We start from the raw sequence: 11765 nt of genomic DNA on the forward strand, positions 1-11765 counted from the left end.
GCCCGGCGAACCCGACCCGACCGCCCTCCCCGCCCACCGCTGCGGGCCGCTTTTCGGTGAGCAACACACCCGTCTCGCCGCAAGCCCCCAGTCCCGGAGCCCCGCACGCCGCCCGCGGCCCACCCCACGACCCAGACCAGCTTCGACCCAGCCCGTGTAACCAATCGGCCCGGGCGGCTGTGGAGCGGGGTGGTTGATGGCATGGCATGTCCCGCCCAGCTGCGTTGGGCCGTACGTGGGTTGGTGGTTCCGCCGTGCCGCGGTGCTTGGAAAACTGGGCTCGGGGGCGTGTGGATGGGGTCGTACCCTCGTAGGGCCAGGCGGGGTGCGGTTCGGGTTCGGGAGGGTGGGTCGGTGGGCGACGTGCGATGGGGCGTTGACGAGGTAGCTGGGGCCGAGATGGCCGGGTTGTTCGGGCCGGGCTCCGTTACCTGGCAGTTGCACGCGGATCCGGTGATGTGGGTGGCCGGGGTGCGGGCGCTTTATCTGCAGGCGTTGCATCCTCGGGCGGTGCGGGCCGTGGTGCAGAACTCGGACTTTCGGAAGGATCCCTGGGGGCGGCTGTTCCGGACGGCGGACTTCGTCGGAGTGACCACCTATGGGCCGCGGGCCGAGGCAGAGCGGGCCGGGACCCGGGTGCGGCGGATTCATGCCGGGCTGCGGGCCGTCGACCCCGCCACGGGGGAGAAGTACCGCATAGACGACCCGGAGCTGCTGCGCTGGATACATTGCGCCGAGGTGGGGTCCTACCTCTCCGTGGCCCGGCAGGCCGGGTTCCCGCTCACCGACGCGCTCGCCGATCGGTATCTGGACGAGCAGCGTCGTTCGGCCGAACTGGTCGGACTCGCCGCGGACGACGTGCCCGGCTCGCTGGCCGATCTCGATCGTTACTTCGACGGGATTCGGCCCGAACTCGCCATGTCCGACGAAGCGCAGGACGTGTTCGACTTCCTGCGGCGACCGCCGGTGCCGTTCGTGTTGGTGCTCGGGCGCGAGGTGTTGTGGCGACAGGTCGCCGAGTTGGCGTACGCCGCGTTGCCCGACTGGGCCAAGGAGCTGTACGGCAAGCGTGGTTTGCCGTCGGTGGTGGCTCGGCCCGGGCTCAAGGTGCTGCGTCGGGTCGTCGGGGCCGCGACGCCGGTGATTCGTGCGGTGTACCCGTCGCCGCACATCAGAGGGGCGATGGACCGGCTCGGTCCGGAGGCCGAGCCGTCGCCCGCCCGGCTGCCGAAGCTCGGTACCGGTGTCGGTACCGGCGACTGAGGTTCCTGCTTCCCCGATCCCTCGGGTCCTGTCCCGTCTCCGTCCCCGCTCCCGCTTCCACTCCCGCCTCCGCCTCTGCCTTCCTCGGGCCCACTTGGTCAGGAATCAGTAAGGCACCCTTTCTTTCTGGGCCTGCTCCCGTCACAATGTCAGACATTGTCAAGTAACCGGGCAGCTCGAAGGGAACCGCACGTGGCGAACGGCTTCTGGGCCCATGCGCAGGCCAATCCGGACCGGCTCGCGCTGGTGGATCCCGATGGTGCCGAGTGGACCGCGGGGGAGTTGTCCGCCGCGTCGAACCGGCTCGTGCACGGTCTGCGGGCGGCCGGGCTGGGGACCGGCGACGTGTTCGCCGCGATCCTGCCGAACTGCGCCGAGTACATCGTGGCCTACATGGCGGCGGCGCAGGCCGGGATGTACCTGGTGCCGGTCAACAATCACCTCGTCGGCCCCGAGATCGCCTGGATCCTCGCCGACAGCGAAGCCAAGGTGCTGATCGGGCACGAGCGCTTCGCGGACACGATCGTGGCCGCGGCCGACGAGGCCCGCGTGCCGGCCGCGGCGCGGTTCGCCGTCGGGGCGGTGCCGGGCTTTCGGGCCTTCGCGGAGCTGAGCCGGGGGCAGTCGGCCGAACCGCCGACCGAGCGCAGCGTCGGCGTGACGATGAACTACACCTCGGGCACCACCGGCCGTCCCCGCGGCGTGCGTCGGCCGCTGTCCGGCGGTTCGCCCGAAGAGGCCCGCTACGGCGGCACGTTGCTGATCTACGGCGTCAAGCCGTACGACGACAACGTGCACCTGGTCGGCTCGCCGCTGTACCACACGGCCGTGCTCCAGCACGCGCAGCAGTCGCTGCACATCGGGCACGCCGTGGTGCTGATGGACAAGTGGCGGCCCGAGGAGATGTTGCGGCTCATCGACCGCTACCGGGTCACCACCACGCACATGGTGCCGACCCAGTTCCACCGGCTTCTGCAACTGCCGGAGGAGGCGCGGGCCGAGTACGACGTGTCGTCCCTGCGGCACGCCGTGCACGGCGCGGCGCCCTGCCCCGAGCACGTCAAGCGGGCGATGATCGAGTGGTGGGGGCCCTGCGTCGAGGAGTACTACGCCGCGAGCGAGGGCGGCGGCACGTTCTGCTCCGCGCAGGAGTGGCTGGATCGGCCCGGCACGGTCGGCAAGGCCTGGCCGATCAGCGAGATCGGCATCTTCGACGACGACGACAACCGGCTGCCGGCCGGCGAGGTCGGCACCGTGTACATGCTCATGCGGGCCGGGACGTTCAAGTACCACCGCGACGACGAGAAGACCCGCAAGGGCCGGATCGGCGACTGGTTCACCGTCGGCGACGTGGGCCTGCTCGACGAGGACGGCTACCTGTACCTGCGCGACCGCAAGATCGACATGATCATCTCCGGTGGTCAGAACATCTACCCCGCCGAGATCGAGGGCGCGCTGCTGCGGCACCCGGCCGTCGGCGACGCGGCGGTGTTCGGCATCCCGCACGAGGACTGGGGCGAGGAGGTCAAGGCCGTCGTCGAGGCCAACGAGGGCTTCGTGGCCGGTCCGGCCCTGGCCGAGGAACTGCTCGAGTTCTGTGCCGGGCAGGTGGCCGGCTACAAGCGGCCCCGGAGCGTGGACTTCGTCGAGACGATGCCGCGCGATCCGAATGGGAAGCTGCAGAAGCGGCGACTTCGGGATCCTTATTGGGAGGGGCGCGAGCGGGCGGTCTGAGCCGATATACGAATACACCGCCCGGGAAATCCCGGGCGGTGTATTCGGCGTTTCATTTTCGTGCCGCGAACCATTCGGGCCACGGTGGCGGCGGTAGTGGCGCTATGCGGAACCGGAGGGAGAGGCTGAAGCAGACGGAGAAGGAGAAGCGGAATTGCTTTCCTCCGGTGCCGACGCGATCGCCAGTGCCCATTGCAGGTCCGGCTTTCCGGTCGGCGTGCGCTGGGTCTGTTCGACCACGCGCATCACCCTGGGCACCTTGTAACCGGCGATCTTGGTTCGGCAGTGCTCCTGGATCGCCGCCAGGCTCGGGGTGCGGCCCTCGCGGGGCTGGACGACGACCGCGACCGTCTGGCCCCAGCGCGGGTCCGGGACGCCGACCACGATCGCGTCGTAGACCTCGGGGTGGGCCTTGACCGCGCCCTCGACCTCCTCGGTGAAGATCTTCTCGCCGCCCGAGTTGATCGTCGCCGAGCCGCGGCCGAGCAGGGTGATCCGGCCGTCGCCCTCGAGGCGGGCGTAGTCGCCCGGAACCACGTAGCGGGTGCCGTCGGGGCCGGTGCGGAAGACCTCGGCGGTCTTGACCGGGTCGCCGAGGTAGCCCTGCGGGATGTTGCCCTTGCGGCCCAGGCGGCCGACCACGCCGGCGGGGAGCGGGTTCAGGTCCTCGTCGAGCACGACCGAGTCGGGGACGGCCTTGACGGTGATCCCGCTCTGCTGCTCGGTCTGGCCCTTGACCGCGACACCTACGCCGTTGGCACCGGACTCGGAGGCGCCGATCGCGTCGCTGACCACGATCCCCAGGCGCTCCATGAACTCCTCCTTCAGCGACGGCGAGAACAGCGCCGCGCTGGAGGACAGGGCGAACAGGGCGGACAGGTCGTAGGCGGCGCGCCCGTCGCGCGGTTCGTCCAGGGCCTCCAGGAGCGGACGGGCCATCGCGTCGCCGGTGATCAGGACGACGTTGACCTTCTCCGCCTCGACCCGCTCCCACACGTCGTGCGCGTCGAACTTGTCGATGAGCACCACACGGTGCCCCTTTGACAGGTTCTGCAGCACCCCCCACTGGGTCGCCCCGTGCATCAGCGGCGCGATCGGGAAGGTGGTCATCTGCCCGTTGCGACCCTTCTCGACCATCTCCTCGGGCTGCGAGACGCGCTGCCCGTTGGTGGGATCGATGCCGCCGCCGAGGGCGAAGATGACGTCCTCCTGACGCCACACCACACCCTTGGGCAGACCGGTGGTGCCGCCGGTGAACAGCAGGTACAGGTCGTCGCCGGAGCGCGGGCCGAAGTCGCGGGCGGGGGAGCCGGCCGCCAGCGCGTCCTCGTAGCGCAGCGCGCCCAGGGACTCCGCGGTGACCGGGTCGGCGCCGCCGCTCTCGGTGCCGTCCTCGACCACGAGCAGGTGGCGCAGCGAGGCGACCTTGGGCGCGACCTCGGCGACCCGCTCGGTGAACCGGCGCTGGAAGACCATGGCGACGGGCTTCGCCTGGTCCAGGAGGTAGGCCAGCTCGTCCGCGACATAACGGAAATTCACATTGATGCAGACGGCTCGGATCTTGTAGATCGCGAGCATCGCCTCCGCCCATTCGATGATGTTGAAGGCGTAGACCGCGACATGGTCGCCCGGCCGGACCCCGGAGTCCTGGAGGTGATGGGCGAGGCGATTCGCCCGTTCCTCCAGAAGGGCATATGTACGGCGTTCACCGTTCGCGACGATCGCCTCGCGTTCGGGGTATTCCCCGGCCGCGCGCTCGAAGAGGTCGGCAAGGTTGAATTCCATGGGCGGAGCGTAAGGCGTGGGCCGGTGGATATTCCAGAGGAAATATCGTTTGGATGCCCTCGGGAAACTGTGATGCCCGCGACCGTCGCCAACACTTGACTGTGGCAAAGATATGAGCCGGCGGCGTCGTGCCCGTCGATGGTGCCCGTGGTAGCGCCTGGAGGTAGCACCCGCCGGTAGCGCTTGGAGGTAGCACCCGCCGGTACGGCCCCGCGCTCGCTCGCCGCGACCGCCGCCCCGGTCTCGTGCCTCCGTCCCCGCCCCGAACGGCCGCCTCAGCGCTTCGCGTACTCCCGCAGTCGCGGTCGGGCGCTCGCCAGGACCAGGACCACGCACACCCCGAGGACCCCGATCGGTGCCCACGGCCAGCCGGTCAGCGCGTCGGCGGCGTCGTCCGTGCGGTTCTCGAAGTCGGTGTGTTCCGCCTCGGCAGCCGCTGCCAGCGCGGTCTGGTAGTCGTAGAAGTCGAAGGCCAGGTTGCCGCGGCCGACGTTGGTGGCCAGCCCGACGGCGACATCCAGCCGGCCCCCGGCCACCGCCGCCCGCAGCGCCTGGTCGTCGCGGCGGAAGGCCTCCAGGCGGGTGGCGACCTGCCGGTTCGGCACGGCCTTGTCGAGCTGGATCGCCTTGTCCTTGAAGCCCTGGCCGTAGGCCCGGGCACGCTCGGGCAGGATCACGAACCGACTCTCGTCCGCGTTCGCCTCGGACGCCGTCGCCCGGGCCCGGGCCAGCGTCAGGAACGGATCGAACGCTTGGGTCTCCGCGTCGCGCAGCCGGGACGCGTGGTCGGTGAACAGGACCGCGGCGGTGCCGGTGAGCGCGGCCACCGCGATGGTCACCGCGGCCAGCCCCGGAACCACCACCCGACGGAAGCGGCGGGCCCACCAGACCTGGCCGACGATCAGGACCACCACGAGCAGCAGGCCGGCGAGCCCGATGGCCAGCGCCGCCCAGCGCGCGTGTGTACGGTCCGCGTCCGCGTCGGCGGCCAGTTTCTCGCCGGCGCCGCGGCCGAGCGCGTCGGCGGCCGGCAGCAGTTCGTCGTGCAGGAGGGAGGTGGCGTTCACGAAGTAGTTGAGCGCGACGACCGGCGGCCTGGCGATGGCGCGGTTCTCGACCTGATCGTCCTCCAGGCGGGCCTGCGCGACATACGCGTCGTACTTGCCGAGCCCGTCGATCAGCGTCTGCACGGTCCGCGAGGAGGCGCCGCCCGCGGCGAGCTTCTGGATGTTCTCGGTGACCGAGGCGCGCCGCTGGCGCATCTGCCGCAGTGCCAGTTGCCGGTTGCCGATCTGCTCGTCGGAGCCGACCAGGAGCACGTTGGCCACCTGTGCGTCCAGATCGGCGAGCGCGAAGTACAGATCGGCCGCGGCCCGCGCACGGGGAGCCGAGGTGTGCGCGACCTCGTCGAGCCCGGACCTGGCGTTGCCGGTGCCGACCGCGATCCCGGCGGCGAGTACGACGATGCCGGCCAGGACCAGCGCCACGAACCCGTACAGCCTCGCCGGCACCGCCCCCATCGGCCGCAGCCCCCGGGGCAGTCGCAGGGGTATTCGGGCCACCGCCCCGTCCGAAGTCGGCCCCACTGGCGCGACCCGCGTCGGCGAGGGCACATACGCGGGGGTCGGGGGTGCAGGCGGGGCAGTCGATGCAGCCATGACGAAACGGTAGGCACAAGTCGCCAAGGCCCAACGGTGAAACGGTGGCGCGGACACGAAGGTCTCGTGAACATCCGTGTGTTCGAGGGGCGTTCGGGCGGATCCGGCGGATTCCCACGAGACGCTTCAGGGTCCGGCGGGTCGTTCGGCACCCTCCGCGTCCTTCGCTTCCTCAAGCCTCCCGTGCCCCGCGAACTCGTCGGGGGGCCTCCACGCCGCCCTTCGGGCTCCGGGCTCCGGGTCCTCCGACTCCTCGGTTCCCCGAGTCCCGGCACCTCGATTGCCCCACCCCCGACCCCGGTCGCGGCCCTGGCGCCCCCCGGTTCCCCGGCTTCCGGCCTCCGACCCTCCGGCCCCAGCCCCCGTTCCCCAGCCCCCGTTCCCCATTCCCCGGCTCTCCGGTTCCCCGGCCCGCGCCCCGCCGGCGATCCGCCCGCCTCCGCCCGGCCGCCCTTCGGCGGCTTTCGGGAGCCTTTCGGCGAGCCCTCCCCCTCGCTCCGGCGGTCCGCCGGCGCGCGGTTCGGGTGGTCGCGCGCCCCGGTCGGCGGGTGCCTGTGACTGACGCTTGGTCAGCCCTCGGTTGCGCCCAGTTGTGTCACCCACGCGGATGAACCGCGCGGCGTGTGCCGGCTATGCCCCCCGTTAACCGCTTTGGTGACGGGCGGATTCGCACTGCGAAGGGCTGTTGCGGAGCAGTCTTTGGCATGTAGCGTTGTCCGCGGTTGCAGCAGTAGATGTAGTTCCCTCGCACGTCCAACGCCTGCGGACATCAACAGCCGTGGGCGTTTTTCGCTCCTCACAGCGAGGGCATCCCGGGGTAACGCGGGGAGTGGGACCACTCGACGGTTCGCGACCCGGGCATCACGAGGTGTGGTGTCTGTGGGTTACGTGAAGGAATCAAGACATGGCCACCGGTACGGTCAAGTGGTTCAACGCCGACAAGGGCTACGGCTTCATCTCGCAGGACGACGGCGGCGCTGACGTCTTCGTCCACTTCTCCGCCATCCAGACGAACGGCTACCGTTCGCTGGAGGAGAACCAGCGCGTGGAGTTCGAGGTCACGCAGGGTCAGAAGGGCCCGCAGGCCGAGATGGTTCGCCCGCTCTGAATCGGTCCCGCGGCTCCGGCAACGGACCGCAGACCTAGCAAGGCCCGCGCCCGTGCAGGGTGCGGGCCTTGGGGCTTTTCCGGGGCCGATGCCCCGCGGGTACGGTGCCCCGCCCGGCTCGATGCGGCAGCGGCCCGGCGGCCCACCCGAACAGGACGGTGGCCCCGCTGCCCCGGCAGGCCCGCCACCCCCATGCGCCCGCCGCCCCGCCACCCACCCGGCGACGCGTTCCCCCGGCCCGCCGCAACCGGCGCCCGTACGGCGGTGGGTGTGGCCGGCGGCACGTTGGGGGGCCACTAGCATGTCTGTATGGGTTTCCTGCGCCGCCGCCCCCCGTCCGGGCCGGATTTCGACGTTCTCGCCATCCCGTTCGGTGACTGGCCCGGTTCCGTGGTCGTGGCCATGTTGCCCGGGGAGGACGGCAGTTGTCAGGGGATCTTCGTCCGCTACGACCTGCTGGCCAACCGCGGCCCCGCGATGTTGATCGGCAACCTGCCGCCCGGCTCGCCCGCGCGGGAGGAAGGCGTCGGCCGGATCGAGGCCCAGCAGCTCGTGGCCGCCCTCGGTCACGAGGAGATGCCCGAGGAGCTGTCCACCGAGGACACCCCGATCATGCTCGGCGACGACCTGCTGATCGTGCGCAAGGTCAAGTACGCCGAGGGACGGCTCGCCTGCGTGGAGTTCGACCGCAGCGACAACGTCCTGGTGCGCATCGTGACCTGGGATCGCCCGATCACCGACGACGTCTTCCAACTCCTCAAGCCGATCGACGCGGACACCTTCGGCGGCTGAGCCCGCAGGGTCGCGGGCTCGCGGGCTCGCGCCGACGAGCCGCGAGCCGCCGCACGGCGGGCGCACGCGCCGCGAGGCGACGTGCCCCCGCCGCGAGCCCGAGCAGCCCGGTCGCGCCGCCCGCGCTACCGGGTGCCGATCGCCGCGCGCACCGCTCGGCGGACCATCCCGCAGTCGTCGTGCAGCCGGCGCAACAATCGGCGCTGCTCCTCGCCGACCGGACCCACGTCGTTGAGCCGGATCTCCCGGACCAGCACCAGCATCAGATTGACCAGGAACGCGTCGCGCGAGAGCGAGCCGGACTGCTGGGCGGTCTGGATCAGCTGCCGGCGGGTCATCGGATCCCGGGCCAGCAGGGTCCACAACACGGCCAGGTCGTAGCCCGGCAGGTGGTAGCCGGACGACTCCCAGTCGACCAGCGCCGCGCCCTGGGCGGTCAGCAGCACGTTGGACAACACCGCGTCGCCGTGGCAGAACTGCGCGGGCACCCGGCTGAGGCCGCGGAGCAGCTGGGCCAGGTCGCCGGCGTCGCGATCGGTGAGCAGGCCGAGTTTGTGGTACCGGTCGACCCGGGCCGGATAGTCGAACGCGAGCGGGAACGACCCGGGCGGGGGCTTCCACCGGTTCAGGGTGGCGAACGTGTGCAGGACCGCGCGTACGTCGGCCCGGGCCAGCGCGGTACCCGGGTGGCGTTCGTTGGCCGCCGGTCGGCCGGCCACGTGTTCCATCACCAGGATGCGCCGCTCGGGATCGGCGGCGATCAGCCTGGGCACGCGCACCGGCGGCCGTTGGCGGGTGAAGGTGCGATACGCGTTGACCTCGTGCCGGAAACGCTGGAGCCAGTGCGGAGAGGGGTCGGTCAGGTACTTCACCACGACCGGGCCGCGCCCGACCGAGCCGGACAGCAGCAACGAGCGCGGCGTGCGCCGCAATACCGCTCCGGCGGTGAAACCGGGACAGACCCGCGCGGCGAGCGCGGCGACCGCCTCCGGACCCGGACCCTGTTGCAACATGCGAGGTACTCCCGGGCCCGCTCCACCGGCGGCCACGGCCGCGCCGGTCGCGACCGCGGCGTTCGCCGAGATCGCCGTGTTCGACGCCGCCACCGAGCCGGCGGGTGCCGAACCACCGGTCGGCATACGCCTGTTCGGACCGGGGATGCCCGGTCGGGAGGCGGCGGATCCTGGGGTGGTCGAGCGGCCCGGGGTGGTGGACGTCGTGGATGACATGTAAACCTTCCTGCGCTGCCGAGGGGCGGATCCGGCCGCGCGACGGGTGGGGGCCCACGTGCCGGATCCACCATCCACAACACTCCCGAATCCGGGTGGTGATCCACGTGGCGCACCCTGGCGAACCCTGGCGAATCGGAGCCGGCTGCTCCGTACCCGGCTAGCCTCGGTCCGGCAGGCGGCCTCCCGAGGACGCTTTCGAGCCACGGTCCCCACATCAACGGGCGGTTTGCAATGCGCCGGGAACCCAACACCAAACTGGTGGACCTCTTCGCCCTGACCGGGTGGTCCAAGGGCGAACTCGCCCGACTCGTGAACCGCCGGGCCGCCGCGATGGGCCATCCCCAGCTTGCCACGGACACCTCGAGGGTCCGGCGCTGGCTGGAGGACGGCGAGCGTCCGCGCGACCCCGTTCCCCGGGTCCTGGCCGCGCTTTTCACCGAGCGGCTCGGGCGTGTCGTCACCTCCGAGGACCTCGGCCTCACCGGCCGCCCCCGGCACAACGCGCAGGTCGTCCAGGAGGACCTGCCGTGGAGCACGGATCGTACGGTGACCGCGCTGACCGAGTTCACCGGCATGGACCTGATGCTCAACCGGCACGGCTTCACCGGCGGCGGGTTCGCGCTGGTCGCCGGTCCGGCGCTGGTGGCCAACTTCGATCGTTGGCTCAGCCCGGGTCTCGGGGTGCCCCACCCGCGCGGCGCGCCGGCCGATCCGGTGTCCTACGGCCTCGCGGACGCCGGCCCGATCGGCGCCGAGGAGGTCGGCGCGCTGGAGAACGCGGTCACGGTCTTTCGCACCTGGGACGCGGATCGCGGCGGCGGGCTGCAACGCAAGGCGGTGATCGGCCAGTTGAACGAGGTCGGCAATCTGCTGACCTATCCCAACCCGCTGCCGGTCACCCGCCGGCTGTGGCACGTGGCGGCCAACCTCGCGGCGCTGGCGGGTTGGATGTCGCACGACGTGGGCCTTGATCCCACCGCGCAGAACTACTTCGTGATCGCGGCGCACGCGGCCCGGGAGGCGGGTGATCTCCCGCGCGCGGCGGAGGCGTTGTCGCGCGCGGCGCGGCAGATGGTGCACCTGGAGCGCCCGGCCGACGCGCTCGCGCTGATCGAACTGGCGCAGCGCACGGCGGGCGATCGGGCGGGTGCCACCACCCGCGCGATGTTCCACACGGTGGAGGCGTGGGCGCAGGCCGCGCTCGGGCGGGCGGCGGACTGTCGGCGCACGCTGGGTCGGGCCGAGGCGGAGTTCGGCCGGTCGCGACCGGAGGAGGATCCGGACTGGGTGGCCTTCTTCGACGCGGCCGACCTGCACGGCATGCAGGCACTGGTGTACCGCACGCTGGCCGAGATGGACCCGACGGCGGCCGGGCGCGCGCAGGAACACGCGGAGAAGGCCATGGAGTTGCGTACCAAGGGGCACGAGCGGGCGAAGACCTTCGACCTGATCTCGCTGGCCTCGGCATGCCTTCTGGACGGCCAACCGGACCGGGGCGCGCACCACGCCAGGCTCGCGGTCCGCGCGGCGGGCGAGGTCAGCTCCAAGCGCACCTGGGACCGCCTGGAGGTGCTGCGCAAACTCACCGACCGCTACCGCGACGTCCCCGAGGTACACGCGCTCCGCCGAGAACTCGCCGAGGGCACCTGAACGCCCCCACCCCCGACCGGGCACCCATCCCCAAACGACAAGCCACCACCCGCCCCCGCTCACCCGACAAGTACCACCAGGCGACCGGCCATCCCCGCCCCGACAGCCGCCCCCGACACAAGCGGCCGTCACCCACCGGGCAGCCGACACGACACGGCCGGACGTCCCTCGCCGGGTGGTCGCCTTCACACGAACAGGCGTCACCGCGCGGGCGGGCGTGACCCGGTGGGCAGCCGACATGACACGGACGAGCGTCCCTCGCCGGCCGCCCCGCCTTCGCACGGACGGGCGCTACGCGCGAATGCCAAGGCGTCCCGCGCGGTCGGGCGTGACCCGGCGGGCGGCCGGCACGGTACGGGCGGGCGTCCCTCGGCGGGTGGCCGTCTCCGCACGGGCGGGCGTCACCGCGCGGACGGGCCTGACTCGGCGAGCGGCCGGCACGGCGCGGACGGGCGTCCCTCGGCGGGTGGCCGTCTCCGCACGGGCGTGCGTCGTCGCGCGGGCGGGCATGACCCGGTGGGCGGCCGACGCGGCACGGACGGG

9 protein-coding genes are annotated in these 11765 nt (G+C 71.7%); 6 read left to right on the top strand and 3 right to left on the bottom strand.

Going from position 1 to position 11765, the window contains the following annotated elements; all coding sequences use genetic code 11:
- The first annotated feature begins 399 nt into the window (after positions 1–399).
- On the top strand, positions 400–1263 hold the full coding sequence (locus tag EMA17_RS46580) for an oxygenase MpaB family protein (protein WP_126643371.1): 864 nt from the start codon (positions 400–402) through the stop codon (positions 1261–1263).
- 192 nt (positions 1264–1455) lie between these two features.
- Positions 1456–2997, top strand: coding sequence for an acyl-CoA synthetase (locus EMA17_RS46585; RefSeq protein ID WP_126643303.1), 1542 nt, complete (start codon positions 1456–1458; stop codon positions 2995–2997).
- 102 nt (positions 2998–3099) lie between these two features.
- Here EMA17_RS46585 and EMA17_RS46590 read toward each other — a convergent pair whose 3' ends face one another.
- Entirely contained in the window at positions 3100–4782 is a 1683-nt protein-coding gene (locus EMA17_RS46590; protein WP_126643304.1) for an acyl-CoA synthetase, read from the bottom strand.
- Positions 4783–5057: 275 nt separating this feature from the next.
- A complete protein-coding gene (locus EMA17_RS46595) occupies positions 5058–6440 on the bottom strand; it encodes a GlnX family signal transduction membrane protein (RefSeq protein WP_126643305.1) in 1383 nt (460 codons plus the stop codon).
- A gap of 904 nt (positions 6441–7344) precedes the next feature.
- Here EMA17_RS46595 and cspE point away from each other — a divergent pair.
- Together cspE and EMA17_RS46605 are read left to right on the top strand one after the other, a co-directional pair.
- Positions 7345–7548: a transcription antiterminator/RNA stability regulator CspE gene (cspE, locus tag EMA17_RS46600; RefSeq protein ID WP_020557813.1), complete on the top strand. Its 204-nt coding sequence runs from the start codon at positions 7345–7347 to the stop codon at positions 7546–7548.
- Positions 7549–7857: 309 nt separating this feature from the next.
- Positions 7858–8340 carry a hypothetical protein gene (locus tag EMA17_RS46605; protein WP_126643306.1) on the top strand — a complete coding sequence of 161 codons (483 nt, stop codon included), beginning with the start codon at positions 7858–7860 and terminating at the stop codon, positions 8338–8340.
- Positions 8341–8465: 125 nt separating this feature from the next.
- Here EMA17_RS46605 and EMA17_RS46610 read toward each other — a convergent pair whose 3' ends face one another.
- The gene (locus EMA17_RS46610; RefSeq protein ID WP_126643307.1) at positions 8466–9353 is read right to left on the bottom strand and encodes an aminoglycoside phosphotransferase family protein; all 888 of its coding nucleotides are present in this window, start codon (positions 9351–9353) and stop codon (positions 8466–8468) included.
- Between EMA17_RS46610 and EMA17_RS46615 the strand changes: the two genes are divergently transcribed.
- Positions 9352–9573 carry a hypothetical protein gene (locus EMA17_RS46615; RefSeq protein WP_126643308.1) on the top strand — a complete coding sequence of 74 codons (222 nt, stop codon included), beginning with the start codon at positions 9352–9354 and terminating at the stop codon, positions 9571–9573. The two genes, EMA17_RS46610 and EMA17_RS46615, sit on opposite strands and share 2 nt — an antisense overlap.
- A gap of 230 nt (positions 9574–9803) precedes the next feature.
- Complete coding sequence (locus EMA17_RS46620) at positions 9804–11222, top strand: DNA-binding protein NsdB (RefSeq protein WP_126643309.1); 1419 nt, start codon at positions 9804–9806, stop codon at positions 11220–11222.
- Positions 11223–11765: the final 543 nt, after the last annotated feature.

Origin of the sequence: Embleya hyalina (genome assembly GCF_003967355.1) — a bacterium.
Taxonomy (GTDB): Bacteria; Actinomycetota; Actinomycetes; order Streptomycetales; family Streptomycetaceae; genus Embleya; species Embleya hyalina.